This is a genomic window from Agromyces sp. MMS24-K17, assembly GCF_043950245.1.
In the GTDB taxonomy this organism is placed as follows: Bacteria; Actinomycetota; Actinomycetes; order Actinomycetales; family Microbacteriaceae; genus Agromyces.
On record NZ_CP171640.1, the window covers coordinates 1,772,456 to 1,797,077 of the forward strand.

The window sequence follows — 24,622 nt, forward strand, 5'->3', positions numbered from 1 at the left end:
AGCCGCACGCACCGCGCCGTCGTCGCGTTCGGCGCGAACCTCGGCGATCGCGAGGCGACGATCGCGCAGGCGATGGTCGAGCTCGCCGACACCCCCGGCGTTCGAGCTCGCGGCGGTGTCGCCGATCTACGAGTCCGCCGCGATCAAGCTCGACGGCGTCGACCGCGACGCCCCCGCCTACCTCAACGGCGTCGCGCTGCTCGACATCCTGCTCGACCCCTACGACCTGCTCGACCGGCTGAACGAGATCGAGGCCGCGCACGGCCGCGACCGCGGGCCCGACGCCGAACGCTGGGGCGATCGCACGCTCGACCTCGACCTCATCGACGTCGACGGCATCGAACTCGACGACGAGCGCCTGACGCTGCCGCACCCGCGCGCCTGGCAGCGCGCGTTCGTCCTGCAGCCATGGCTCGACGTCGACCCCGACGCGCGGCTGACCGGCAGGGGGAGGGTGGCCGACCTGCGGTCGGCGGCGACCGACGCGGTGGTGCGCCGATGAAGCGCACGCACCCGTCCACGCTCCTGGTGACCGCGGTCGTGGGCCTGGTCGTCGGATACCTCACGGACCTCGCGGTGGTGACCGGCGGGCGGCCCGCGATCGTGCCGCCGATCTCGCTCGCCATCACGTTGGGCCTCATCGCGGTCATCGTCGTCGCGCTCGCCTGGCCGATCCGGCGGGCGGTGCGCGGCACCTCGAAGCAGCGGGTCGACCCGTTCCGGGCGATGCGGATCGCCGCGCTCGCGAAGGCGTCGAGCCTGGCGGGCGCGCTCGTGCTCGGGTTCGGCGTGGGCCTCGCGCTGTTCCTGCTGACCCGCGCGGTCGTGCCGAGCCTCGGCAACGTGTGGCTGGCGCTCGCCACCGCGATCGGCGCCGGCCTCCTGCTGGCCGGCGGCCTGATCGCCGAGTGGTTCTGCACGCTTCCCCCGACGACCCCGAGACCGATGAGGAGACCCACGCGCATGCCTGATCCGGACGTGACCGCCAACGACGGTGACTCCACGCCCGCGCCGGAGCCGCCGTTCCAGCGGCAGCCGCAGCCGCAGCCGCCGGTGCAGCCGCAGCCCGGGGCCGAGGCCAAGGCCGAGGCCGCGCTCGGCGAGGCATCCGCAACCCGGGCCCACGTCGACGCCGACTGGCGGCGGGTGTCGCCGAAGTACGTCGTCGTCGAGGTGATCGGCTCGCTCATCGGCACGGTCGTCATCGTCGCGGCGCTGCTCATCGGGTACTTCGTGATCGACCTGTGGTGGGCGCTCTGGGCCGCGATCGCGGTCGTCGTGTTCGCCGTGGTGTCGATCTCGCTCGAGCCCCGGCGCGTGCGATCCATCCGCTACCGGCTGCGCGACGACGACCTGCTCTTCCGCCGCGGCATCATGTTCCAGCGCCAGGTCGCGGTGCCGTACGGGCGCATGCAGCTCGTCGACATCACGCGCGGCCCGGTCGCGCGCGCCCTCGGCCTCGCCGAGCTGAAGTTCGTGACGGCGGCCGCCGCGACGGCGGTGACGGTGCCGGGCCTGCCCGTGGAGGAGGCCGACCGGCTGCGCGACGAGCTCGTCGCGCTCGCCGAGTCGCGCCGGGCCGGGCTGTGACCGACGCCCCCGCCCCCGCCACCCGCACCGGCCTCGCCGACGGCGAGTGGCACCGCCTGCACCCCGCGAGCCCGCTGCTGCGCGGCGGCCTGGCGTTCCTCGCGGTGCTCGGCATCATCGTCGCGAACCTGCGCGAGCGGCTGGCGGAGTTCCTCCTCCCGGTGTTCGCGCCCGACGTCGACGACGAGCTGAACGGCGAGTTCGGCGGCTGGCGCAACGAGTGGGCGAACGACCCGATCGGCGCGATCCTGTCGCACGGCTGGCTCGGCTGGGCGCTGCTCGGCCTCGTCGTCGGGCTGATCCTGGTGATCATCGGCTTCTGGCTGTCGTGGCGCATGCACTCGTTCCGCATCACCGACGAGGCGGTCGAGGTGCGCAGCGGCATCGTGTTCCGTTCCCACCGCAGCGCCCGGCTCGACCGCATCCAGGGCGTGAACGTGAGCCGGCCGCTGTTCGCGCGCCTGTTCGGCACGGCGAAGCTCGAGCTCTCGGTCGCCGGCCAGTCGGGCGACGTGCAGCTGTCGTACCTGGGGTCGGCGCTCGCCGACGGGCTGCGGGCCGACATCCTGCGGCTGTCGTCGGGCGTGCGGGCGGCGCGGGTCGCTGCGGCCGGCCGCGCGGGCGCGACGGTCGCCCCGGTCGCGACGGATGCCCCGGGCGTGACGGATGCCCCGATCGCGACGGATGCCCCGATCGCGACGGATGCCTCGGGCGCGCCGCTCCCCGGCGCAGCGGGCGAGGCCGCGGGCGTCCGGGCCCGCACCGCCGACCTGGTGAACCGGCGCGTCGACGAGTTCCTCGCCCCCGAGCTCGACCCCGACCTCGCGCCGCCGGAGTCGGTGGTGCACCTGCCGATCGGCCGCGTCATCGGGTCGACGCTGCTCGGCGGCTGGACGCTCTGGCTCGTCGCGATGGGCGTGTTCATCGCGGTCGGCATCCTGAACGGCTGGTTCTGGATCTGGTTCTCGGTCGTGCCCGGCGTCATCGGCCTCGTCAGCTTCGCGTGGTCGCAGGTCACGCGGTCGCTGCGGTACTCCATCGCCGGCACGCCCGACGGCGTGCGGATCGGCCACGGCCTGCTGTCGACGGCGAACCGCACCATCCCGCCGGGGCGCGTGCACGCGATCGAGGCGACGCAGTGGGTGCTCTGGCGGCCGTTCGGCTGGTGGAGCGTGCGCGTGAACCTCGCCGGCCAGGCGATCAGCGCGAACGCCGAGTCGCAGACCCGCACGATCGTGCTGCCGGTGGGCACCGTCGACGACGTGCGGCGGGTGCTCGGCCTGCTGCTGCCCGACGAGCGGCCCGACCTCGAGGAGGCGATCCTGCCCGGGCTCCGCGGTCGGGGCGCCGACGGCGGGTTCCGCGGCGCTCCGCGCCGGGCGGCCTGGCTGCACCCGTTCCAGTGGCGGCGCATCGGCTGGACGGAGCGCGACGGCGTCGCGCTCGTGCGCCACGGCGTGCTGCTGCGCCGGCTCGCGTTCGTGCCGCTCGCCCGGCTGCAGTCGGTCGCGGTCCAGACCGGCCCGCTGCGACGGATGCTCCGGCTCGCGACCGTGCGACTGCACACCGTCGTCGGGCCGATCACGGTCACCGTGCCGGTCGTCGACCGGGACGAGGCATCCACGGCGTTCGAGCACATCGCGGCGGAGGCCGTGTCGCGCGCGGCGGCCGACACCTCGCACCACTGGGGCGTGGCGCGCGCGGAGGCGGGCGATGCGTGAGGCGCGCGCCGGGCGGCTCGGCGTCGGCACGATCGGCGCGGGCAAGGTGGGCGCGGTGCTCGCCGCCGCCCTCGGCGGGGCCGGGCACGCGCTGACCGGCGTCGCCGCGGTGTCCGACGCGAGCCGCACCCGGGCCGAGGCGATGCTGCCGAACGTGCCGGTGCTGCCGGTGCCCGAGGTCGTCGAGCGCAGCGAACTCGTGCTGCTCGCCGTGCCGGCCTCCGAGCTCGAGGGCCTCGTCCGGGGCCTCGCCGACGCGGGCGCGTGGCAGCCGGGCCAGCTCGTGCTGCACACGGTCCCCGGCTTCGGCACGGCGGTGCTCGACCCGGCCCGCAGGGCGGGCGCGATCCCGCTCGCGGTGCATCCGGTCATGGACTTCACGGGCACGTCCATCGACGTGGCGCGCCTCGCGGGCACGTGGTTCGCGGTCACCGCGCCGGCGCCGGTGCTGCCGATCGCGCAGGCGCTCGTCGTCGAGATGGGCGGCGAGCCGTTCGTCGTCGCCGAGGCCGACCGCGCGGCGTACGCCGAGGCGATCGACACGGCGGTCTCGTTCTCGACGGCGATCGTCGACCAGGCGAGCGGGCTGCTCGACGCGATCGACGTCGCCCGCCCGGGCGCCGTGCTCGCGCCGCTCGTGCGCAGCGCGGTCGAGAACGCGCTCGCCCGCCACGACTCGGGACCGTGGGACGGCGGCGCTACCATCGAGGAGGCCGGAACCGATCGGCCGCCAGGAGGTACCCAGTGACGGAGCTCACGTCGCGGATCCGGACCCTCAGCACCATCGCCGACCTGCGGGCACTGCTCGCCGAACGGCGTGCGGGCGGGGCATCCGTCGCGCTCGTCCCGACGATGGGCGCGCTGCACGAGGGCCACCTCGCGCTCGTGCGCCGCGCCGCCGAGCTCGCCGACGTCGTCGTGGTGTCGATCTTCGTCAACCCGCTGCAGTTCGGGCCGAGCGAGGACCTCGACAAGTACCCGCGCACGCTCGACGCCGACCTGGCCGCGCTCGCCGAGACCGGCGTCGACGCCGTGTTCGCGCCGGCCGTGGCCGAGATGTACCCCGACGGCGACGTGCAGACGCGGGTCGCGGCGGGCAGCGTCGGCACGCTGTACGAGGGCGCTTCGCGCCCCGGCCACTTCGACGGCATGCTGACCGTCGTCTCGAAGCTCCTGCACATCGCGCAGCCCGACGTGGCCCTGTTCGGCCAGAAGGACGCGCAGCAGGTCTTCCTGGTGAAGCGGATGGTGCGCGACCTCGACCTGCCGATCGAGATCGAGGTCGTGCCGACCGTCCGCGAGCACGACGGCCTCGCCCTGTCGAGCCGCAACCGGTACCTCGACGCCGACCAGCGCCGCGCGGCGCTCGCGCTGTCCGAGTCGCTCAAGGCCGCCGAACAGGCCGCGCCGTCCGGCGCGGCCGAGGTGCTCGCCGAGGCGGAGGGCGCCTTCGGCGCCCACGAGGACGTGCAGCCCGACTACCTCGTCGTGGTCGATCCCGTCACCTTCCTGCCCGTCGCCGACGATGCGACCGGCCCGGCGGTCGTGCTCGTGGCCGCCCGCGTGGGCTCGACGCGCCTCATCGACAACCAGCCGATCACCCTCGGCTGAGCCCGGCTCGACCGCCGATCCCGCGCCGACGGGCGCCCAGGCGGCCCCCGGTAGGCTTGTGGTGCCGTTTCCGACGCCACGAGAGAGAGCCATGGCCGACACGCAGACCGACGCCGCACCCGAGCCCACCCCGGAGGAGATCTCCGAGCAGAAGGCCGTGCGGCTCGCCAAGCGCGACCGCCTGAACGGGGCATCCGACGACCTCGGCCTCGGCGCCTACCCGGTGGGCGTGCCGATCACCGCGACCATCCCCGAGGTGCGCGACCGGTTCGTCGGCCTCGGCGTCGACGAGGCGAGCGGCGAGACCGTCGCCGTCGCCGGCCGCGTGGTGCACCTGCGGAACACCGGCAAGCTGTGCTTCGCCGCGCTCCAGTCGGGCGACGGCAGCCGCATCCAGGCGATGGTGTCCCTCGCCGAGGTGGGCGAGGAGTCGCTCGCGGCGTGGAAGGAGCTCGTCGACCTCGGCGACCACCTGTTCGTCTCGGGCGAGGTGATCACGAGCCGCCGCGGCGAGCTGTCGATCATGGCGAAGGAGTGGCGCATCGCGGCGAAGGCGATCCTGCCGCTGCCGAACCTGCACAACGACCTCGGCGAGGAGACGCGGGTGCGCTCGCGCTACCTCGACCTCATCGCGCGCGAGCAGGCGCGCCGCAACGTCGTCGACCGCGCGAAGGTGAACGCGAGCCTCCGCCAGACGTTCTCCGGCCGTGGCTACATCGAGGTCGAGACCCCGATGCTGCAGGTGATGCACGGCGGGGCATCCGCTCGGCCCTTCGTCACCCACTCGAACGCGTTCGACACCGAGCTGTACCTGCGCATCGCGCCCGAGCTGTACCTGAAGCGCGCCGTCGTGGGCGGCATCGAGCGCGTGTTCGAGATCAACCGCAACTTCCGCAACGAGGGCGCCGACTCGACGCACTCGCCCGAGTTCGCGATGCTCGAGGCGTACCAGGCGTACACCGACTACCACGGCATGGCCGAGCTGACCCAGTCGCTCGTGCAGGATGCGGCGCTGGCCGTGTCGGGCTCGCACGTCGTGACGTGGGCCGACGGCACCGAGTACGACCTCGGCGGCGAGTGGGCGCGCATCTCGATGTACGGCTCGCTCTCCGAGGCGATCGACGAGGAGATCACCCCCGAGACTCCGATCGAGCGGCTGAAGGCGCTGGCCGACGACGCGGGCATCGAGATCGACCACCCGCTGCCCGGCAAGTACGTGGAGGAGCTCTGGGAGCACCACGTGAAGTCGGGGCTCGTCGCGCCGACGTTCGTCATGGACTTCCCGCTCGACACCTCGCCGCTGGTGCGCTGGCACCGGAGCATCCCGGGCGTCGTGGAGAAGTGGGACCTCTACATCCGCGGGTTCGAGCTGGCCACGGGCTACTCCGAGCTCGTCGACCCCGTCGTGCAGCGCGACCGCTTCGTCGAGCAGGCGAAGCTCGCCGCCGGTGGCGACCCCGAGGCGATGCGCCTCGACGAGGAGTTCCTGCGGGCGCTCGAATTCGGCATGCCGCCGACCGGCGGCATGGGCATGGGCATCGACCGCCTGCTGATGGCGATCACCGGCCTCGGGATCCGGGAGACCATCCTGTTCCCGCTCGTGAAGTAGGCGGAGAGGCGGAGGCGACCATGAACGACTACCTGCCCAAGGGCGAGCTCGAGCCCGAGAAGGACCCGAACAAGCCCTCGACGACGCGCATCGCGATCTGGATCATCGTCGGCGCGATCGGGCTGTACCTGCTCGGCTCCGGCATCTGGGGGATCGTCACCGCGGGCTGATCCGCGCCGGCGGCGACCCCGGTCGGATGCCCCGCCCAGCCGGTTCGGAGGCATCCGCACTATCCTGAGGACACTATGGACGACTTCTGGGCGAACGCGATCTGGTCGGTGGCGCCGACCGTGCTCATCGGCCTCATCTTCTGGTTCGTGATGCGCGCGGTGCTGAACGCCGACCGCAACGAGCGCGACGCGTACGCCAAGATCGAGGCCGAGGAGCGCGCGCGCCGCGCCGGCCGGGAACGCCCCGCGGGCTAGCATCCCCGCATGGGGGAGGAAGCCGTGTCGGACGCCGCGGCGATCATCGCGATCGCGGTCATCCTCGCCGACATCGTCATCCGCGTCGTCGCGGTCATCGTCGTTCCGCCCAATCGGCGGCCGACCGCCGGCATGGCGTGGCTGCTGGCGATCTTCTTCATCCCGTTCCTCGGCATCCTCTTCTTCGTCCTCATCGGCAACCCGAAGCTGCCGCGCGCCCGCCGCGCGAAGCAGGCCGAGGTGAACCGCTACATCGTCGAGTCGACGCACGGCGTCGAGCGGGTGAGCGACTCGTCCGCGTGGCCCTCGTGGTTCGCCGGGGTGGTGCGGCTCAACCGCAACCTCGGCGCGATGCCGCTGATCGGCTCGAACAGCGCGCACCTGATCGGCGACTACCAGGGCTCGCTCGACGCCATGGCCGACGAGATCCGACGGGCGAAGCGGTACGTGCACGCGGAGTTCTACATCTTCGCGTACGACGCCACGACGGCCGGGTTCTTCGACGCGCTCGGCGAGGCCGCCGCGCGCGGCGTGGAGGTGCGGGTGCTCCTCGACCACGTGGCCTCGCTGCGCGTGAAGGGCTACCGGAAGACGCTGAAGCGGCTCACCGCGATGGGCGTCGCGTGGCAGCTCATGCTGCCGGTGCAGCCGCTCAAGGGCAAGTACCAGCGGCCCGACCTGCGCAACCACCGCAAGATCCTCGTCGTCGACGGCGAGGTCGGGTTCATGGGGTCGCAGAACGTGATCGACCGCAGCTACAACAAGCGCTCGAACATCCGGCGCGGGCTCAAGTGGAAGGAGCTCGTGGTGCGGGTGGAGGGCCCGATCGTCTCGGGCCTCGACGCGATCTTCGCGACCGACTGGTACCTCGAGGCGGGCGAGCCGCCGCGCCGAGACGAGTTCGTGTCGGCGTTCGAGCAGGAGGGCGCGGCGCAGGACCTCGACTGCCAGGTCGTGCCCTCGGGTCCGGGGTTCTCGAACGAGAACAACCTGAAGCTGTTCCTCGCGCTGCTGTACGCGGCGAAGGAGCGCATCATCATCACGAGCCCGTACTTCGTGCCCGACGAGGCGATGCTCTACGCGATCAGCGGCGCGGTGCAGCGCGGCGTGCACGTGGAGCTGTTCGTGTCGGAGATCGGCGACCAGGCGCTCGTCTACCACGCGCAGCGGTCGTACTACGAGGCGCTGCTGCGATCGGGCGTGCACATCTACCTCTACAAGGCGCCGTACATCCTCCATTCGAAGCACTTCACGATCGACGAGGACGTGGCGGTCATCGGCTCGAGCAACATGGACATCCGCTCCTTCGAGCTGAACATGGAGGTCTCGCTGCTGGTGCGCGGCGCGTCGTTCGTCGCGGAGATGCGGGCGGTCGAACAGGGGTATCGCGAGGCGAGCACCGAGCTGACGCTCGACGAGTGGCTGCAGCAGCCGCTGCGATCGACGGTGCTCGACAACCTCGCGCGCCTGACGAGCGCGCTGCAGTAACGCCCCCGGTGGGTGAGCCCGTCGAAACCGCCCGCGGACCGGAATGCCGGTTTCGACAAGCTCGACCACCGATGGGCAACCGTATTCCCCGTGACACGAGCCGGTAACAGCGGCTCCATACGCTCGCATCCATCACCCCTCGCCGCGGTGCGCGAACACGACACCGGCGGGCGGGTGCCCTCGTCGTGTCCGCGCTGCGACAAAGATGCAACAAAATGCAACGAGGGCGCCGAAATTCGCATAGATCGTGCGCTGAGAGCCGGATAACGCACCACTGGTGCGTGACAGACTGCGAATACGCACGTTCATTGCTATCAGCGTCGAACCAGCACGCGGAACCGTCGCCCGTGACCCGGGCTCCGGCCGACCCCGCACCCGTACCGCACCACGCCACGCCATCGAAACTGGAGTTCTGCATGACGTTCAGACGCGTCGTCTCCGGTGCCGGAGCAGCCGCGCTCGCCGCGGCCGCCCTCGTCACCGGTGCCGCACCCGCGCACGCCGTGGTCCCCACCACGGACGCGCTGCCCATCACCTATCCCATCTCCCCGCTCGTCGCGCCCCCGACGTCGTACCCGTCGCAGACGACGCTGCCGGTCGCGGCCGACGACCCGACCGACGCGTCGATCAACCGCGGCGCCGTCCCGTACGACGAGATCGCGCCGAAGCTGAACGCGCTCATGGCGCAGAGCGACCGCATCTCGGCCCAGGTCATCGGGCAGTCGGTGCTCGGACGGGACATCCACCTCGTCACCATCACCGCCCCCGAGACCGCCGCCGAGACCGCGCAGCAGGCCGCCTGGCGCAGCGAGATCAAGCACGATGCGGCCGCGGCCGCCGCCGACGCGGACCTCATGGCCGGCTACAAGGTGCCGATCTGGTTCAACGGCAACATCCACGGCAACGAGTGGGAGGGCGCCGACGGCATCCTCGAGTACATCGAGCAGCTCGCCACCGCGCCCGAGGAGGAGGTCGCCGACCTGCTCGACGGCTACCGCCTGTACTTCACCGTCTCGAACAACCCCGACGGCCGCGCGCTCGGGCAGCGCGCCAACGGCGACGGGTTCGACGCGAACCGTGACCTGATCACGGGCGCCACGCCCGAGGCCCGGATCATCCGCGACCTCTCCGGCGTCCTGCAGCCGACGTTCTACGTCGACATCCACGGCTATACGAACGTGCTCCAGATCGAACCCTGCGGCCCCCCGCACGGCGAGAACTACGAGTACGACCTCTTCCTGCCGCACGCCTACGAGGCCGCGCTGGCGATCGAGGAGGCCGTGGTCGAGGCCGACATCCCCGGCAACACCTACCTGTCGGCGTCCGGCGGAACCACCACGGAGAACACCGGGAAGATCAAGATCCCGTTCCGGGACATCCGCTCGGGCTGGGACGACTGGCCGCCGATCTTCACCCCGCAGTTCGTCGCCTACCAGGGCGCGATCACGAACACCGTCGAGCTGCCGCTCGGCCGCGTGAACCCGGCGAGCGACCCGCGCAACGCGGCCAACACGGCCGTGAACGTCGCCGTCGCCGGCGTCGTCATCGAGACCGCGGTCGACTACGTGGTCGACGAGCGCGCCGCCCTCCTCGGCAACCAGATCGAGATCTTCCGCCGCGGCGCGGCCGGTGAGGAACTGCGCACCATCCCCGCCGACCCCGACCCGACGACGATCCCCGGCCCCGACCAGTGGGCCGACGTCTGGGACGAGACCGACGTGTACCGCGCCGAGTTCCCGCGCGGCTACGTGATCCCGATGGGCGCGGGCCAGCGCTCCGAGACCGACGCCGCCCGCCTCGTCGACCAGCTCGTCGCCAACGGCGTCGAGGTGGACCGCGCCACGGCCGGTTTCACCGTCGACGGCGTCGACTACCCCGCCGGCAGCTACGTCGTCGACCTGCACCAGCCGCTCCGCGGCATGGCGAACGTACTCCTCGCCGACGGCACCGACATCTCCGAGCGCGTCCCCGACATGTACGACATCTCCGCCTGGAGCCTCGCGCTCCTCTGGGGCGCCGACGTCGTCGACTTCGGCGACACGACGGATGCCTCGCTGCCGATGCCGGTCGAGGACGTGGCCGAGTCCGCGCCCACGGGGGCCGTGCCGGCCGGGGCCGCGTACCTCGAGCTCGCCACCGCGGGCGCCGCCGAGTACCAGGCGCTCAACGCCCTGCTCGCGGCGGGCGTCGCCGTGTCGGCGTTCGAGGACGGCAGCGTCATCCTCGACGGCGACGACGCGGAGGCCGCGCAGGTCGTCGCCGACGCGTACGGCGTCGCGTTCACCGCATCCGACGGCCTGCGGCTCCGAGCCGAGCCGAGCCGCGGCCTCGACGCGCTCACGGTCGCCTACACGGGCAGCCAGGACGACCGCGTCACGTTGCAGCGCCTCGGCTTCACCGACCTCGTGCCGGTGACCTCGGCGACGATCACGTCGGGCGCCGTCGACCTCGCCACGGCGGACGTGCTCTGGATCGGCTCGGCGCTGTCGTTCAACGCCGGGCAGGCCGCCGGCACCGCGAAGGTGACCGAGTTCCTCGCATCGGGCAAGGGCGTGGCCGGCAAGGGCACCGCGATCGCGGGCTTCGCGAACGCGTTCGGCCTCGTCGCCTCAACCGCCACGAGCGGCACCAGCGGCTCGAACGGCATCGTGCACGTCGCCCAGGCCGACGGCGGGCTCCTTGACACCTACCCGCAGGACACGGCCTTCGTGTACCCGGCGGTCTGGTACACCGCGCTCGGAACGAACGCCGAGGTCGAGCAGTCGTACGCGGCCGACGAGACGTTCGTCTCGGGGCACTGGCGCGACAGCGCCGGCCGCAGCCGTGCCGACGCCGCCGGTCAGGCCTCCGTCGTCTCGGCGACCGGCCCGACCGGGTCGCGCGTGGTGATGCTCGGCACGTCGGTGAACTTCCGCACCCACCCGGTGGGGTCGTACCCCGACATCGCCCGCAGCCTGTTCTGGGTCGGCGGCACCGGCACCGCGGTCGTCGGCCCGGTCGTCGAGGCCGACCTCACCGATGAGAACCGCGGCGGCGTGACCGTGCCCGACGAGGTCGAGCCCGGCGAGACGATCACCGTCCAGGTCGAGGGCGACGACGTCGAGGGCGCGTCCTTCGAGGTCGTGCTCTTCTCGACCCCGGTCGCGCTCGGCACGCAGACGGTCGTCGACGGCGGGTTCGAGGTGACCGTGCCGGCGGAGACCCCGCTGGGCGAGCACCGGCTCGCGGTCGTCACCGGCGAGGGCACCGTGTTCGGGTGGGACGACTTCACCGTCGTCGCCGCCGCGACCGAGGAACCCGTCCCCGGTGACGGCGACGGCGGGTCCGAGCCCGCCGCGTCGGGCGAGACGCCCGGGAAGATGGCGAACACGGGTGCCGAGATCGTGCTCCCGATCGTCCTCGGCTCGGCACTCCTGCTGGTCGGCGGCGCCGTGCTGCTGATCACGCGGCGCCGGAAGGCGGCGGCCGCCGACGCCGACTGACCGTCGACGCACCGCACCCGGGGCCGTCGCCGGCCCGATGCCGAACGCATCGGGTCGGCGGCGGCCCCAGCGGTGGTTGAGCTCGTCGAAACCACCTGTGTCAGTGGTTTCGACAGGCTCAACCACCGGGTGCGGGCTCACCCACCGGGTGCGGGCTCACCCACCGGGCCGCGGCCGCAGCCGCACCGTCGGCAGCTCCGGCGCCGGCAGCGCGTCGCCCGGGTACCCGGCGACCGTGCCGAACCGCCCGTCGGGGTCGTCGCGGCCGATCACGTCGCCCTGCCACTGTCGCCGGAACTCGGCGACCTCGTCGTGGCTGCGCCCGATGAAGTTCCACCACATCACCAGCTCCTCCCCGAACGGCACGCCGCCGAGGAGCAGCACGCGCACCGCGGCATCCGCCGTCGCACGCAGCCGCACGCCGTCGTGGCCGACGGGCAGGTAGCCGAGCTCGCTCCACGCGAGGTCGGCGGAGTGCCCGGTCTCGGCGAGCGGGTCGGCATCGGCGGGGGAGTCATCCGCCTCGCCCTCGAGTGCGCGGAAGGTGACCTGCACCGGCCCCTCGTCGACCAGGAAGCCGTGCTCGAACGCCTCGTCGAGCTCGAGCCAGACCTCGCCGCCGGGCGGCAGCTCGACCTGGGCGCCGACGAGGGGCGAGAAGACGGTGACGGATGCCTCGCCCGCGACGTCGGGCAGCGAGCCGGTGAACACCCGCACCGTGGCGTCGTCGATCGTCACCGCCTCGGTGTCGGCGTGCTCGAAGAAGGGCGCCGCGTGGCGGTTCGCGTCGGGCAGCGCGACCCACAGCTGCACCCCGTGCAGCCGCGTGGTCGAGGCCGTCGACACCTCGGAGTGCGAGATGCCGCGACCGGCCGTCATCAGGTTCACCTCGCCGGGGCGCACGAGCGCGAGGCTCCCCGTCGAGTCGCGGTGCTCGACCTCGCCCTCGAACAGCCAGCTCACCGTCTGGAGGCCCGTGTGGGGATGCGGCGGAACGACCATGCCGCCGCTGTCGGCGACGTCGTCGGGGCCGTAGTGGTCGATGAAGCACCAGGCGCCGATCGTGGTCCGGCCGCGCTGCGGGAGGGTGCGGCGCACCTGCATCGCCCGCGGCCCGCCGAGGGGCACGTCGCGCGGCTCGAGCACCTGCAGCACCGGCCCCGTCGCCTGGTCCGGCGGGCACCGGAGTTCGAGGGGATCGCGCTCGAGGTTGCTCATGTGGGGAATCCTAGGCCGGGGCAGGGCGGACGATACGATGTCGGCATGGCTTCCTCCGTTCCGCTCCGCCGTGGCCTGCTCGCGGCCGTCGCGCTCGCGTCCGTGTTCCTCCTGTCGGCATGCGCGCCGCCGCACTCGCCGGCCGAGGACTACCCGGGCGGGCCCGTCATCGAGCACCCCGTCGAGGAGGACGAGGGCGACACCGGCGAGACCGAGGGCCACGAGGAGGAGGCCGCCGGCGAGGAGGGCACCCCGACCGCCGTCTGGCTCGCGCAGGGCGGCCAGATCGCCGTCACCGTGTGGGGCTCGTCCACCTGCCCGCCGGTCGGCACCGAGATCACCGTCGTCGAGCCGAAGTTCGAGGGCAACACCGTCGCGATCTCGCTGAAGGACTACGGCGACGCCGCCTGCACGATGGACTTCGTGCCGCACACCACCGTCTTCTGGACGCCGATGAACATCACCACCACCGAGCCCCTGACCGTGCAGGTCGCGGGCACGGAGGTCGAGGTCCCGGTCAAGTAGCCGGAGCCGCACCCGTCCCGGAGGCCGTCGCACCCTGGTGCGGCGGCCTCCGGCGTTCCCGCACGAGCAGGTCGCCGACCTCGCAGTCGAGGACGTCGCAGATCGCCTGGAGGGTCGAGAAGCGGATGGCTCGGGCGCGGTCGTTCTTCAGCACGCTGAGGTTCACCACGGTGACGCCGACGAGCTCGCTGAGCCGGGCGAGCGTCATGCCGCGCGCGGCGAGCAGCTCGTCGAGCCGGCAGTGGATGCCGTGGTCGTCGTCGGGTTCGGCGGGCGCCATCAGACGAGGCCCTCGGTGTCGCGCTGGAGGCGCTCGCCGATGCCGAAGGCCGCGCCGAAGACGGCGAGCACGAGGATCGCGAAGAACGGTGCCCAGTCGGTCGAGAACAGCACGCCGTCGTAGGTGTAGTCGCTCACCGCCGAGAGGGCGCCGTTCACGCCCATCGTGCGGAACAGGCCGCCGAGCGCCCAACCGGCGGTGAGGGCGGCGGAGCCCCACCAGATGATGCGCGTGTTCGCGCGGGTGAACGCGCGGCCGCGGGCGAGGTTCCACGCGAGCAGGCCGAGCAGCACGATCGCCGCGATGAGCGCGAGGGCGACGACGATCGGCTCGGCGACGAGGGCGAACCAGGTCGCGGCGGCCGGCTTCGGCACCGTGACGATCGCCTGGTCGACGTCGACCGTGACGGGCGCGCCGTTCGGGCCGATCGGCAGCTCCGCGCGCTCGCCGACGAACGGCACGAGCACGGGGATGTCGCGACCGGGCAGCACCTCGACGAGGCGGGCGACGGCGGCCCAGGCGGTCGCGCCGATCGCGACGGCGCCGATGCCGATGGTCAGGTACATGCCGAGGCGGTCGCCGCGATCGAGTGCGGTCTCGGTGGGGAGTGGCATCCGGATGTCTCCATATCGAATCTCGATAACAACGAATATCGATAGGTTAGGGCGCGAACCGCGCCGACCGCAAGGGATCGGTGCGCCCACGGCGAACATGCCCCCATCGCCCGAGGGCGCCGCTTACAGTCGTTCTATCGACGCCCCGCAGCGACCGGGGCCCGTGAGGAGTTGAGCATGTTCGAGAGATTCACCGACCGAGCCCGTTCGAGTCGTCGTCCTGGCCCAAGAAGAGGCCAAGATGCTGAATCACAACTACATCGGCACCGAGCACATCCTGCTCGGCCTCATCCACGAGGGTGAGGGCGTGGCGGCGAAGGCGCTCGAGTCGCTCGGGATCTCTCTCGACGCGGTCCGCGAGCAGGTGCAGGACATCATCGGCCAGGGCCAGCAGCCGCCCACCGGGCACATCCCCTTCACGCCGCGTGCGAAGAAGGTGCTCGAGCTCAGCCTCCGCGAGGCCCTCCAGCTCGGCCACAACTACATCGGCACCGAGCACATCCTCCTCGGCCTCATCCGCGAGGGCGAGGGCGTCGCCGCCCAGGTGCTCGTGAAGCTCGGCGCCGACCTCAACCGCGTGCGCCAGCAGGTCATCCAGCTCCTCTCGGGCTACCAGGGCAAGGAGCAGGTGCAGGTCGGCGCGACCGACCAGCAGCAGCCCGCCGGCGGCTCGCAGATCCTCGACCAGTTCGGCCGCAACCTCACGCAGGCCGCGCGCGAGTCCAAGCTCGACCCGGTGATCGGGCGCGAGAAGGAGATCGAGCGCGTCATGCAGATCCTGTCGCGCCGCTCGAAGAACAACCCCGTCCTCATCGGCGAGCCCGGCGTCGGCAAGACCGCCGTCGTCGAGGGCCTCGCGCAGGCGATCGTCAAGGGCGAGGTGCCCGAGACCCTGAAGGACAAGCAGCTCTACTCCCTCGACCTCGGCTCGCTCATCGCCGGGTCGCGGTACCGCGGCGACTTCGAGGAGCGCCTGAAGAAGGTCACCAAGGAGATCCGCACCCGCGGCGACATCATCGTCTTCATCGACGAGATCCACACCCTCGTGGGTGCGGGCGCCGCCGAGGGCGCGATCGACGCCGCCTCGATCCTCAAGCCGCTGCTCGCCCGCGGCGAGCTGCAGACCATCGGCGCGACCACGCTCGACGAGTACCGCAAGCACTTCGAGAAGGACGCGGCCCTCGAGCGCCGCTTCCAGCCGATCCAGGTCGCCGAGCCGTCGCTGCCCCACGCGATCAACATCCTCAAGGGCCTCCGCGACCGCTACGAGGCGCACCACAAGGTCTCGATCACCGACGGCGCGATCGTCGCCGCCGCGAACCTCGCCGACCGCTACATCAGCGACCGGTTCCTCCCCGACAAGGCCATCGACCTGATCGACGAGGCCGGCGCCCGCCTGCGCCTGTCGATCCTGTCGTCGCCGCCCGAGCTGCGCGAGTTCGACGAGAAGATCGCCGTGGTCCGCGCCGCGAAGGAGACGGCGATCGAGGAGCAGGACTTCGAGAAGGCCGCGTCGCTGCGCGACGAGGAGAAGAACCTGCTCGGCGAGCGCCTCCGCCTCGAGAAGCAGTGGAAGTCGGGCGACGTCAAGACGACCGCGGTCGTCGACGAGGGCCTGATCGCCGAGGTGCTCGCCCAGGCGACCGGCATCCCGGTGTTCAAGCTCACCGAGGAGGAGTCGAGCCGACTCGTCTTCATGGAGAAGGCGCTGCACGAGCGCGTCATCGGCCAGGAGGAGGCGATCGCCGCCCTCTCGAAGACGATCCGCCGCACCCGCGCCGGCCTCAAGGACCCGAAGCGCCCCTCGGGGTCGTTCATCTTCGCCGGCCCCACGGGCGTCGGCAAGACCGAGCTCGCCAAGGCGCTCGCCGAGTTCCTCTTCGACGACGAGGCCGCGATGATCTCGCTCGACATGTCGGAGTACGGCGAGAAGCACACCGTCTCCCGCCTCTTCGGCGCCCCTCCCGGGTTCGTCGGCTTCGAGGAGGGCGGCCAGCTCACCGAGAAGGTCCGCCGCAAGCCGTTCAGCGTCGTCCTCTTCGACGAGATCGAGAAGGCCCACCCCGACATCTTCAACTCGCTCCTCCAGATCCTGGAGGAGGGCCGTCTCACCGACGGCCAGGGTCGCGTCGTGGACTTCAAGAACACCGTCATCATCATGACGACGAACCTCGGCACGAAGGACATCGCGGGCGGCCCCGTCGGCTTCCAGGTCGAGGGCGACCCCCGCACGGGCTACGACCTCATGCGCGGCAAGGTGAACGAGGAGCTGAAGAAGCACTTCAAGCCCGAGTTCCTGAACCGCGTCGACGAGATCATCGTGTTCCCGCAGCTCACCAAGCCCGAGCTGCTGCAGATCGTCGACCTGTTCATCAAGCGCCTCGCCGACCGCATGCTCGACCGCGACATGACGATCGAGCTCTCGCAGTCGGCCAAGGAGCGGCTCATCGAGCTCGGGTTCGACCCGGCGCTCGGCGCCCGCCCGCTGCGTCGCGCGGTGCAGCACGAGGTGGAGGACCGCCTGTCCGAGAAGATCCTGCACGGCGAGCTCAACTCGGGCGACCACGTGAAGGTCGACTTCGTCGGCGGCGAGTTCACCTTCGCGACCTCGCAGCGCGCGCTGCCGGTCGGGGTCGGCGTGAACGCCGGCGCCGCGCTCGGCACCGGGCAGGCGACGCCCGACCTGGCGGCCGCCTCGGGCGACTAGGCACGGCCTCCGCGAGACCACGACGGCGGGCGGGATGCTTCGGCATCCCGCCCGCCGTCGTAGGTCGCCGCGGCGCCGTCGGGCCTCGGGCGTCGGCTCGTGCGTCACGGGTCGCTCGCGCGTCGTAGGGTTGGCGGATGACCACCGAGTACCGCGTGCGGCGTGCACGCACCAGCGACGTCCCGGGCATCCTCGACCTCGTGGAGCCGCTGGTGCAGCGACGCATCCTGCTCGGCAAGGAGCGCGTCGACCTGTACGGCTCGGTGCAGGAGTTCCGGGTCGCCGAGACCGGCGACGGCGAGCTCATCGGCTGCGGCGCCCTGCACGTGATGTGGGAGGACCTCGGCGAGGTGCGCACCCTCGCGGTCGCCGACGCGTGGCTGTCGAAGGGGGTCGGACACGCCCTGCTCGACGCGCTCTCCGACGACGCCCGCGAGCTCGGGCTCACCCGCCTGTTCTGCCTGACGTTCGAGGTCGGGTTCTTCGGGCGGCACGGCTTCGAGGACATGGGGTCCGACACCGTCGACCCCGAGGTGTACGCGGAGCTCGTGCGCTCGCACGACGAGGGCGTGGCCGAGTTCCTCGACCTCGCCCGCGTGAAGCAGAACACCCTCGGCAACACCCGGATGCTCAAGCTCCTCTGACCCAGGGCGCGCGGCGGCGGTCGACGCACCGTCGATCCGCTGCCGCGCGCGCCTCGGCCGCCGGACGGGCGGCGCGCCGGGCGGATGCCCGCCGCCTGCGGGGCGCGGTCGTACCCTGTGCACATGTCGACGAACCCCGCCCCGAACGGCCGGCCGTCGCCCGCCGTGTACCGGCGTCGTCGACTCGTCGTGCTGCTCGGCCTCCTCGCCGTCGTCGTCGCGATCGTGCTGATCATCGTGCGGCCGGGCTCGAGCCAGGGCGACGAGGCCGACCGCTCCGCGCCGCCCGCCACCGAGACGCCCGCCGCCACCGACGCGGCGGCCACGGAGGCGCCCGCCACCGACGCGCCCGCGGCGGATGGCTCGGGCACCGCGCTGCCCACCGAGTCGGCGTCGGCCGAGGGCAAGCACTGCAAGTCCGCGCAGGTCGCGGTCGAGGCGGTCACCGACCGCACCGAGTACGCCGCGGGGGAGCAGCCGCAGCTCTCGATGACCCTCACGAACACGGGTGCCGATGCGTGCGTGCTCAACGTCGGCACGAAGGTGCAGGAGTTCACCATCAAGAGCGGCGAGGAGGTCTACTGGCGCTCGACCGACTGCCAGGGCGACCCGTTCGACGCCGACGTGCTGCTCGAGCCGGGCAAGCCCGTGAGCTCGGCCGTGCCGATCATCTGGGATCGCACGCGCTCCGCACCCGACACGTGCGGCATCGGCCGTGAGGCCGTGCCGGCCGGCGGCGCCTCGTACCACCTGACGGTGCTCGTCGACGGCATCGAGTCGGCCGAGTCGAAGCAGTTCCTGCTCTACTGAGCGGCCCGCCCCCTCTCGCCTAGGCTGGAGCGCATGGCAGGCAAGGCGCGCAAGAAGTCGCAGGAGCCCATCGAGTTCCGGTCGCAGGCGCTCGCCGAGGCCCTCGAGAAGCAGGACATCGCGGCGGTCGCGCTCGCGCTCCGGCACGGCAACACGGTGGTGCCGCTCGTGAAGCCGGGGCCGCGCGACAAGCCGCTCGACGGCGGCGAGGTGTGGACCTACCGCGACCCGAACACGGGTGAGGTGGCGCTCCTGCTGTTCAGCGACGCCGCGAACAAGCCCGGGAACCTGCCGCCCGCGGTCGGTCTGCAGAGCCCGGCGTGGTTGCGCACGTTCCTGAAGCGGTACGAGTCGACGATCACCACGGTGTTCCTCGACATCGCCGGCCCGCACCCGATGCAGGCGCCGCCCGCAGAACTGCTGCGCGCGCTCGAGGCGTAGCCGCGCGACGCCCGTTCGAGACCTCAGAACGCCGCGTCGAGCTCCCGTTCCCGCTCGTTCGACGCGGCCGCCAGCATGGTGCGCTCGACGGCCGCCCGCACGCTGCCCGCCTCGACGTCGACGATGGTCGAGTAGCCGAGTCGGCGCGCCTCGCCCGCCCGCTGCTTCGCCGCCGTCACGGGGCGCACCTCGCCCGCGAGGCTGATCTCGCCGAAGGCGGCGAGGTCGTGCGGCACCGCGCGGTCGCGCACGGCGGAGGCGATCGCCACCGCGATGGCGAGGTCGGCGGCGGGCTCCTGCAGCCGGACCCCGCCGACGGTGGACACGTACACGTCGAGCTCGCCGAGCTTGCGGAGGCCGGCGCGGCGTTCGAGCACGGCGAGGATCATCGCCACGCGGGACGGGTCGACGCCGTTCACGACGCGACGCGGCTGCGGCGCCTTCGTCTCGACGACGAGCGCCTGCACCTCGACGGGCAGCGCGCGGCGCCCCTCGAGCGCGACGGTCACGCACGTACCGCTCACCGACGCGCGCGAGCGGCTGAGGAACAGGCCCGACGGGTCGGGCACCTCGGCGATGCCGTCGCCGGTCATCTCGAAGCAGCCGACCTCATCGGTCGGGCCGAACCGGTTCTTCAGGGCGCGCACGAAGCGCAGCGCCGTCTGCCGGTCGCCCTCGAACTGGCACACGACGTCGACCAGGTGCTCGAGCAGGCGCGGGCCCGCGATCGTGCCGTCCTTCGTGACGTGGCCGACGAGGAGCAGCGGCAGCTGCCGCTCCTTCGCGACGCGGATGAGCGTGGACGCGACCTCCCGCACCTGGCTCGGCTGGCCGGGCAGCCCGTCGGAGAGGGCGCTCGACACGGTCTGCACCGAGTCGACGATGAGCAGCTGCGGTTCGACCTCGTCGACGTGGCCGAGCACGGTCGCGAGGTCGGTCTCGCTCGCGAGGTACAGCTCGGGCGTGAGCGCCCCGGTGCGGCCGGCGCGCAGGCGCACCTGCGCGGCCGACTCCTCGGCGCTGACGTAGAGCACGCGCCGGCCGGATGCCGCGACCCGCGCCGCGACCTCGAGCAGCAGCGTCGACTTGCCGACACCCGGTTCGCCCGACAACAGGATCGCCGCGCCGGCGACGATGCCGCCGCCCAGCACCCGGTCGAACTCGCCGATGCCCGTCGGGCGGTGCACCGTGTGCTCGACGTCGACCTCGGCGATGGGCCGCGCCCGACGGTCGCCGGTCGGGATGATCGACGTCGGCACCCGCGTGGGCGCCACGGCGCCCAGCTCGGCGACGGTGCCCCACTGCTGGCACTCGCCGCATCGGCCCACCCACTTGATGGAGGTCCATCCGCACTCGGAGCAACGGAAGGAGTTCGTGGGGCGCGCCATGCGGCGACGCTATCGCGCCCCACCGACATCGCCGGTGCCGGACGGGCTCAGGCCGCGGCGGCCGCCGCGGGAGGCATCCGCTCGTCGAGGAGATCGGGGGAGTCGGCGGCCCGGCGCTGCGGCAGCGGCGTGACGCGCGCGAGGCCGCGCGCGGCGAGCGAGCGCGCGACCGCGGGCCCGAATGCCTCGGCCCACACCGCGTAGCCGTCGTCGTTCGGGTGGAAGAGGTCGTCGGCGAACTCGGTCAGGATGCCCCGGAGGCCGCGGCGCCGCGTGCCCTCGTGCAGCGGCACGACCTCGAGGTCGCGCTCGGCCGCGGCGGAGCGGAGCAGCCGGTTCGCCTCGGCGACGCGACGCTCGTTCGGGAAGAGGTGGAAGCAGGGCAGGTCGGCGACGATCGCGTGCTCCGGCACCGCGTCGAGGATGGTGCGCAGGTGGTCGTCGAATTCTCGCGGGTCCCATCCGGCGATGTCGTTCGCGCCGATCGACACGGTGACCAGGTCGGGGTCGAGGCCGGCGAGCCGGGGCAGCTGGTCGCGCACCGCGAGCCCGGTCGTCGCGCCCGAGACGCTCAGGTTGACGGCGTGCACGACGCGGCCGGTCACGGCGGCCGCGGCATCCGAGACGCGTCCGCTCCAACCCCGCGACGGATGGCTCGCGCCGATGCCCTGCGCCGCGCTGTCGCCGATCGTGACGTGCACGAGGTCGCCGCCCGCGGCGGCGCGGTCGCGCCACCACTTCGAGTGCACGGGCAGGGTCTCGTTCAGCGTCGCCGCGTTGGCGACCACGAGTTGCCGGAACCGCGGCACGCCGGCGTGCCCGAGCGCCGTCGCGGCGGCGAGGCGGAAGCCGGCGGCGAGCCGGGCGGACGAGTCGAGGGTCACGAGCCGAAGCTAGGGCCGCCCGCTGCGACCGGGCTGGGCGCCGGCTGGAGGTTCGCTGGGGCGATCGTCTCGATTTGGATGAACGGCCGGAGTCGCCTACAGTTGTGCGCGGTGACGTGTCCGAGCGGCCGAAGGTGCAACTCTCGAAAAGTTGTGTAGGGTAACCCCCTACCGTGGGTTCAAATCCCACCGTCACCGCCATGTGAAAGACCCCGAGATCGATGATCTCGGGGCCTTTCGCTTTCCCCTGAGCGACCGCGCGGCCGAGCGCCGCGCTGCGGCGGCCGTGCCCTAGAGTCGCGACATGCGGATCGTCGTCTCCGGCACCCACTCGAGCGGGAAGAGCACGTTGATCTCCGACTTCGCGCTCCGTCACCCCGAGTTCACCGTGCTCCCAGACCCGTTCGAACTCGTCGACGAGACCTGGGACGCGCCCGGGGCCGCGATGTTCGCGGCGCAACTCCGGGTGGCGGCGGCCCGGCTCGGCCCCGAGGAGTCGGCCGGAGACCTCATCGCCGAGCGGGGTCCGATCGACTTCCTCGCGTACCTGCTCGCGCTCGATGAGCTGACCGGCTCGGCGGGCTCACGCGAATTCCTCGAGCGCGCGGCGGCGATCACCACGGAGGCGCTCGGCCACGTCGACCTGCTCGTCGTGCTCCCGCTCACCGCGAGGGATCGGCTGGCGCCCGGGCCCGACGAGCACCTCGAGCTGCGGGCGGCGATGAACGACGCGCTGCTCGACCTCGTCGACGATCCCGACCTGATCGGCGGGCGGTCGAAGGTCGTGGAGATCGCCGGTGATCGGGCCGCGCGACTCGCCGCGCTCGAGTCGTACGCGATCGCGACGACCGCCTGATACTCGGGCGCCGCGCGTCGCGCCGGAATCCGCCGCCCGCGGCGGTCGCGAGTGCCATGATGAGCCAGGGTTCCGCATCCTGAGGGGGAGACGTGAAGACGGTTCGGAAGGGGGCGGCCGGGCAGCTCGCGGCCGCTGTGGCATGCGTGGCGATCGCCGCGGTCGGGCTCACCGGCTGCTCCGACTCGGTGAGCGAGGTCGACCGGGCCGAGGCCCAGGTCGCGGCGAAGGAGCGGGCGCTCGCCGATGCGCAGGACGCGTTCGCCGACGCATCCGGTGCGTTCTGCGAGGCGAGCCGCGACTACATCGACGCGCTCGACCGGTACGGCGACGTGCTGCACGACACCGCGCCCACCGTCGGCGACGTGCGCGTCGCGGGCGCCGACCTCGTGAAGCCGCGCGACGACGCGTTCGACGGCGCCGAGGCCGCGGTCGAGGCCCAGCACGACGTCGTGGTCGCCGAGCAGGAGCTGGCCGAGGCGCAGGCCGCGCTGGCGGCGGCCCAGGCCGGCCCGACCGGGACGCCCAGCGTCACGGCGCCCGCCGAGACGCCGACCCCCGCCCCGCTGGTGCCGGCCGCGACGGTCGACCGCGTCGAGCAGGCCGACGCCGACTTCGAGACCGCGCAGGACGCGGTCACCGACCAGACCCCGCTGGCGGATGCATCCGAGCTGTTCAACAGCGCCGTCGTCGCGCTCGAGCTCGCCTGGCTGCGGCTCTTCGCCGATGCCGGATGCCTCACCGACGACCAGCGCGTCGCGGCCGAGGCCGCGGTCAGCGCGTACACCTACGCCCTGCAGCAGGACCTCGCGACGGCCGGGTACTACGCCGGCACGGTCGACGGCATCTCCGGACCCCTGACCGTCCAGGCGATCGAGGACCTCCAGGCGGCGAACGGGCTGCCCGTGACCGGCACGGTTGACAAGGCCACGGCCGCCGCGCTCCAGGCCGAGCTCGTGGCGGTCGGCGGCGCAGCCGCGCAGGAGTCGCTCGCCTCGACGGCCGCAGTGCAGCAGACGCTGAAGCTGGTCGGCTATTGGGACGGCCCGGTCGACGGCGTGTGGACGGACGCGCTGACCGAGGCGCTGCAGGCGTTCCAGGTCGAGCTGGGCGTGGAGCCGACCGGCACCGTCGACGCCGCGACGATCGCAGCCTTCGAGCAGGCGATCGCCGAACTGCAGGCGGCCGCGGCCGAGCCGACGGCGGAGCCCACGGCCGAGCCGACCGAGCCCGCGAGCGAGTAGCTACGTGCGCAGCGGGCGGTCGGCGGCGGTCGAGCCGACCGGCGTGCCGTCACCGCCGGCCGGCGTGCCGTCACCGCCGGGCGGGTTTCCGTCGCCCGGAACGGCGTCGCTCGGAGCGTCGTCGCCCGGAGCGTCGGCGCCCCGGCCCCCCTGGCCGAGCGCGGCCCGCGATCGCGTGATCGTCGCCGGCGGGGCATCCGCATCGGGGTCGTCCTGGAGCGCCGCGCGCATGATGCTGCGCGGGTCGTAGCGCCTTGGGTCGAGCGCGCGCCAGTCCTCGTCGGTGAACTCGGGGCCGAGTTCGTCGCGCACCCGGTCGGTCGTGGTCTGGGCGAGGGCCCGCAACTTCGAGACGAACCGCCCCAGCGCCGCCGCGTACACCGGGATGCGGGTCGGGCCCACCAGCAGTGCGGCGATAACGCCGATGAGGAGGAGCTTCTCGAAGGTGAGCCCGAAGGTCATCGCCCGGGCGCCGGTTGCGGCGCCGGGTCCGAGGTCGCGGGGACCTGCGGCTCGGCGACGACGGTCGCGGCCGGTGCGACGGCCTGGGCCGCGGGCGCCGCGGCGGCGGCGGGGGTCGAGGCGACGGTCGTGGCATCCGCTTCGTCGTCGTCGCGCATCGCCTTCATCTCGCCCTTGAACGCCCGGGCCGACTGGCCGATGCTGCGGGCGAGGGCCGGCAGCTTGGCGCTGCCGAAGAGGAGCACGATCACGCCGACGACGATCAACAGATGCCAGCCGGTCAGTCCTTGGAGCATCGGGCCCTCCTTCGGGCTCGGATACGGCGGCCTCGATGCCCCCGCGTCGAATGGTTTCAATTCGGACGGCGCGCGTCGATGGCGACCGCGTTGTCCTGTTGCGGTGGATCATATAGGTGCGCGGGAACCGAAAACAAGACTGCGAGACAGGCTCACTATCTTGAACGGCAAACAAACAACTTTTGTTTGACGGGCGACGAAACTTCGGACATGATTTCGCCAGGGCGATGCCGGAGACGCGTGCGACGGCATCGGGCGGTGGGGGCGCAAGGACTCCCCACGGCGAGACGACGAAGTCCCGGCGAAGCACCAGGGCTCGAAGACGAG

At 72.4% G+C, this 24,622-nt stretch carries 23 protein-coding genes, 1 tRNA gene and 2 pseudogenes; 19 read left to right on the forward strand and 7 right to left on the reverse strand.

Features of this window, described 5'->3' with window-relative positions:
- The first annotated feature begins 115 nt into the window (after window positions 1-115).
- The 11 genes and pseudogenes from folK (at window position 116) to ACGGZK_RS08020 (ending at window position 11,926) form a co-directional block, all read left to right on the forward strand.
- Window positions 116-502 (forward strand): 2-amino-4-hydroxy-6-hydroxymethyldihydropteridine diphosphokinase, encoded by a 387-nt coding sequence (gene folK, locus ACGGZK_RS07970; protein WP_395246050.1) that lies wholly within the window; start codon window positions 116-118, stop codon window positions 500-502.
- A gap of 32 nt (window positions 503-534) precedes the next feature.
- A pseudogene (locus tag ACGGZK_RS07975) lies at window positions 535-918 on the forward strand (DUF3180 family protein); the annotation flags it as partial.
- 228 nt (window positions 919-1,146) lie between these two features.
- Window positions 1,147-1,590, forward strand: a complete 444-nt coding sequence (locus ACGGZK_RS07980) for a PH domain-containing protein (protein ID WP_395246051.1) — start codon at window positions 1,147-1,149, stop codon at window positions 1,588-1,590.
- Window positions 1,587-3,311 carry a PH domain-containing protein gene (locus tag ACGGZK_RS07985; protein ID WP_395245736.1) on the forward strand — a complete coding sequence of 575 codons (1,725 nt, stop codon included), beginning with the start codon at window positions 1,587-1,589 and terminating at the stop codon, window positions 3,309-3,311. The genes ACGGZK_RS07980 and ACGGZK_RS07985 overlap by 4 nt, the downstream gene beginning before the upstream one ends.
- Complete coding sequence (locus ACGGZK_RS07990; protein WP_395245737.1) at window positions 3,304-4,059, forward strand: DUF2520 domain-containing protein; 756 nt, start codon at window positions 3,304-3,306, stop codon at window positions 4,057-4,059. The genes ACGGZK_RS07985 and ACGGZK_RS07990 overlap by 8 nt, the downstream gene beginning before the upstream one ends.
- Window positions 4,056-4,922: a pantoate--beta-alanine ligase gene (gene panC / locus ACGGZK_RS07995; RefSeq protein WP_395245738.1), complete on the forward strand. Its 867-nt coding sequence runs from the start codon at window positions 4,056-4,058 to the stop codon at window positions 4,920-4,922. Before ACGGZK_RS07990 ends, panC begins: the two co-directional genes overlap by 4 nt.
- A 91-nt stretch (window positions 4,923-5,013) precedes the next feature.
- Entirely contained in the window at window positions 5,014-6,531 is a 1,518-nt protein-coding gene (lysS, locus tag ACGGZK_RS08000; protein ID WP_395245739.1) for a lysine--tRNA ligase, read from the forward strand.
- Window positions 6,532-6,551: 20 nt separating this feature from the next.
- A complete protein-coding gene (locus ACGGZK_RS08005; RefSeq protein WP_395245740.1) occupies window positions 6,552-6,701 on the forward strand; it encodes a hypothetical protein in 150 nt (49 codons plus the stop codon).
- A gap of 75 nt (window positions 6,702-6,776) precedes the next feature.
- On the forward strand, window positions 6,777-6,956 hold the full coding sequence (locus ACGGZK_RS08010; protein ID WP_395245741.1) for a hypothetical protein: 180 nt from the start codon (window positions 6,777-6,779) through the stop codon (window positions 6,954-6,956).
- Window positions 6,957-6,965: 9 nt separating this feature from the next.
- Window positions 6,966-8,444 (forward strand): cardiolipin synthase, encoded by a 1,479-nt coding sequence (gene cls, locus ACGGZK_RS08015; protein ID WP_395245742.1) that lies wholly within the window; start codon window positions 6,966-6,968, stop codon window positions 8,442-8,444.
- Between the two features lie 416 nt (window positions 8,445-8,860).
- The gene (locus tag ACGGZK_RS08020) at window positions 8,861-11,926 is read left to right on the forward strand and encodes a M14 family zinc carboxypeptidase (protein WP_395245743.1); all 3,066 of its coding nucleotides are present in this window, start codon (window positions 8,861-8,863) and stop codon (window positions 11,924-11,926) included.
- Window positions 11,927-12,082: 156 nt separating this feature from the next.
- Here the strand turns inward: ACGGZK_RS08020 and ACGGZK_RS08025 are convergent, their stop codons facing one another.
- A complete protein-coding gene (locus ACGGZK_RS08025) occupies window positions 12,083-13,144 on the reverse strand; it encodes a pirin family protein (protein WP_395245744.1) in 1,062 nt (353 codons plus the stop codon).
- Window positions 13,145-13,189: 45 nt separating this feature from the next.
- Between ACGGZK_RS08025 and ACGGZK_RS08030 the strand changes: the two genes are divergently transcribed.
- Window positions 13,190-13,669: a hypothetical protein gene (locus ACGGZK_RS08030; protein ID WP_395245745.1), complete on the forward strand. Its 480-nt coding sequence runs from the start codon at window positions 13,190-13,192 to the stop codon at window positions 13,667-13,669.
- Here ACGGZK_RS08030 and ACGGZK_RS08035 read toward each other — a convergent pair.
- Both ACGGZK_RS08035 and ACGGZK_RS08040 read right to left on the reverse strand, forming a co-directional pair.
- Window positions 13,662-13,949 carry a helix-turn-helix domain-containing protein gene (locus ACGGZK_RS08035; RefSeq protein ID WP_395245746.1) on the reverse strand — a complete coding sequence of 96 codons (288 nt, stop codon included), beginning with the start codon at window positions 13,947-13,949 and terminating at the stop codon, window positions 13,662-13,664. The two genes, ACGGZK_RS08030 and ACGGZK_RS08035, sit on opposite strands and share 8 nt — an antisense overlap.
- Entirely contained in the window at window positions 13,949-14,563 is a 615-nt protein-coding gene (locus ACGGZK_RS08040) for a hypothetical protein (protein ID WP_395245747.1), read from the reverse strand. Before ACGGZK_RS08040 ends, ACGGZK_RS08035 begins: the two co-directional genes overlap by 1 nt.
- A gap of 177 nt (window positions 14,564-14,740) precedes the next feature.
- Between ACGGZK_RS08040 and ACGGZK_RS08045 the strand changes: the two are divergent.
- The 4 genes and pseudogenes from ACGGZK_RS08045 to ACGGZK_RS08060 all read left to right on the forward strand — a co-directional run bounded on the left by ACGGZK_RS08045 (window position 14,741) and on the right by ACGGZK_RS08060 (window position 19,165).
- Window positions 14,741-17,270 (forward strand): annotated as a pseudogene (locus ACGGZK_RS08045) (ATP-dependent Clp protease ATP-binding subunit).
- A gap of 137 nt (window positions 17,271-17,407) precedes the next feature.
- The gene (locus ACGGZK_RS08050; protein WP_395245748.1) at window positions 17,408-17,914 is read left to right on the forward strand and encodes an amino-acid N-acetyltransferase; all 507 of its coding nucleotides are present in this window, start codon (window positions 17,408-17,410) and stop codon (window positions 17,912-17,914) included.
- Window positions 17,915-18,037: 123 nt separating this feature from the next.
- Entirely contained in the window at window positions 18,038-18,724 is a 687-nt protein-coding gene (locus ACGGZK_RS08055; RefSeq protein ID WP_395245749.1) for a hypothetical protein, read from the forward strand.
- Window positions 18,725-18,757: 33 nt separating this feature from the next.
- Window positions 18,758-19,165: a dehydrogenase gene (locus tag ACGGZK_RS08060; protein ID WP_395245750.1), complete on the forward strand. Its 408-nt coding sequence runs from the start codon at window positions 18,758-18,760 to the stop codon at window positions 19,163-19,165.
- Window positions 19,166-19,188: 23 nt separating this feature from the next.
- On the opposite strand, the gene radA is transcribed toward ACGGZK_RS08060, so the two are convergent.
- Entirely contained in the window at window positions 19,189-20,553 is a 1,365-nt protein-coding gene (radA, locus tag ACGGZK_RS08065; RefSeq protein ID WP_395245751.1) for a DNA repair protein RadA, read from the reverse strand.
- Between the two features lie 47 nt (window positions 20,554-20,600).
- On the reverse strand, window positions 20,601-21,437 hold the full coding sequence (locus ACGGZK_RS08070) for an SGNH/GDSL hydrolase family protein (RefSeq protein ID WP_395245752.1): 837 nt from the start codon (window positions 21,435-21,437) through the stop codon (window positions 20,601-20,603).
- A gap of 110 nt (window positions 21,438-21,547) precedes the next feature.
- Here ACGGZK_RS08070 and ACGGZK_RS08075 point away from each other — a divergent pair.
- The 3 genes from ACGGZK_RS08075 to ACGGZK_RS08085 all read left to right on the forward strand — a co-directional run bounded on the left by ACGGZK_RS08075 (window position 21,548) and on the right by ACGGZK_RS08085 (window position 23,537).
- A tRNA-Ser gene (locus ACGGZK_RS08075) sits at window positions 21,548-21,638 on the forward strand.
- A 103-nt stretch (window positions 21,639-21,741) separates the two neighbouring features.
- A complete protein-coding gene (locus ACGGZK_RS08080) occupies window positions 21,742-22,293 on the forward strand; it encodes a hypothetical protein (RefSeq protein WP_395245753.1) in 552 nt (183 codons plus the stop codon).
- Window positions 22,294-22,385: 92 nt separating this feature from the next.
- A complete protein-coding gene (locus ACGGZK_RS08085; RefSeq protein ID WP_395245754.1) occupies window positions 22,386-23,537 on the forward strand; it encodes a peptidoglycan-binding protein in 1,152 nt (383 codons plus the stop codon).
- On the opposite strand, the gene ACGGZK_RS08090 is transcribed toward ACGGZK_RS08085, so the two are convergent.
- Both ACGGZK_RS08090 and tatA read right to left on the reverse strand, forming a co-directional pair.
- The gene (locus tag ACGGZK_RS08090) at window positions 23,538-23,999 is read right to left on the reverse strand and encodes a Sec-independent protein translocase TatB (RefSeq protein WP_395245755.1); all 462 of its coding nucleotides are present in this window, start codon (window positions 23,997-23,999) and stop codon (window positions 23,538-23,540) included. It abuts the gene before it with no gap.
- Window positions 23,996-24,295, reverse strand: a complete 300-nt coding sequence (gene tatA / locus ACGGZK_RS08095; RefSeq protein WP_395245756.1) for a Sec-independent protein translocase subunit TatA — start codon at window positions 24,293-24,295, stop codon at window positions 23,996-23,998. The genes ACGGZK_RS08090 and tatA overlap by 4 nt, the downstream gene beginning before the upstream one ends.
- Window positions 24,296-24,622 lie beyond the last annotated feature (327 nt).

What these genes read in the sequence shown, in the direction of transcription:
- ACGGZK_RS08055 (WP_395245749.1), top strand. Translation starts at nt 18,038, where the DNA reads ATGTCGACGAACCCCGCCCCGAACGGCCGGCCGTCGCCCGCCGTGTAC.
- ACGGZK_RS08040 (WP_395245747.1), bottom strand. Translation starts at nt 14,563, where the DNA reads ATGCCACTCCCCACCGAGACCGCACTCGATCGCGGCGACCGCCTCGGC.
- ACGGZK_RS08020 (WP_395245743.1), top strand. Translation starts at nt 8,861, where the DNA reads ATGACGTTCAGACGCGTCGTCTCCGGTGCCGGAGCAGCCGCGCTCGCC.
- cls (WP_395245742.1), top strand. Translation starts at nt 6,966, where the DNA reads ATGGGGGAGGAAGCCGTGTCGGACGCCGCGGCGATCATCGCGATCGCG.
- ACGGZK_RS08080 (WP_395245753.1), top strand. Translation starts at nt 21,742, where the DNA reads ATGCGGATCGTCGTCTCCGGCACCCACTCGAGCGGGAAGAGCACGTTG.
- ACGGZK_RS08050 (WP_395245748.1), top strand. Translation starts at nt 17,408, where the DNA reads ATGACCACCGAGTACCGCGTGCGGCGTGCACGCACCAGCGACGTCCCG.
- ACGGZK_RS07990 (WP_395245737.1), top strand. Translation starts at nt 3,304, where the DNA reads ATGCGTGAGGCGCGCGCCGGGCGGCTCGGCGTCGGCACGATCGGCGCG.
- ACGGZK_RS08010 (WP_395245741.1), top strand. Translation starts at nt 6,777, where the DNA reads ATGGACGACTTCTGGGCGAACGCGATCTGGTCGGTGGCGCCGACCGTG.
- lysS (WP_395245739.1), top strand. Translation starts at nt 5,014, where the DNA reads ATGGCCGACACGCAGACCGACGCCGCACCCGAGCCCACCCCGGAGGAG.
- ACGGZK_RS08005 (WP_395245740.1), top strand. Translation starts at nt 6,552, where the DNA reads ATGAACGACTACCTGCCCAAGGGCGAGCTCGAGCCCGAGAAGGACCCG.
- tatA (WP_395245756.1), bottom strand. Translation starts at nt 24,295, where the DNA reads ATGCTCCAAGGACTGACCGGCTGGCATCTGTTGATCGTCGTCGGCGTG.
- radA (WP_395245751.1), bottom strand. Translation starts at nt 20,553, where the DNA reads ATGGCGCGCCCCACGAACTCCTTCCGTTGCTCCGAGTGCGGATGGACC.
- ACGGZK_RS08025 (WP_395245744.1), bottom strand. Translation starts at nt 13,144, where the DNA reads ATGAGCAACCTCGAGCGCGATCCCCTCGAACTCCGGTGCCCGCCGGAC.
- ACGGZK_RS08060 (WP_395245750.1), top strand. Translation starts at nt 18,758, where the DNA reads ATGGCAGGCAAGGCGCGCAAGAAGTCGCAGGAGCCCATCGAGTTCCGG.
- ACGGZK_RS08090 (WP_395245755.1), bottom strand. Translation starts at nt 23,999, where the DNA reads ATGACCTTCGGGCTCACCTTCGAGAAGCTCCTCCTCATCGGCGTTATC.
- ACGGZK_RS08030 (WP_395245745.1), top strand. Translation starts at nt 13,190, where the DNA reads ATGGCTTCCTCCGTTCCGCTCCGCCGTGGCCTGCTCGCGGCCGTCGCG.
- ACGGZK_RS08035 (WP_395245746.1), bottom strand. Translation starts at nt 13,949, where the DNA reads ATGGCGCCCGCCGAACCCGACGACGACCACGGCATCCACTGCCGGCTC.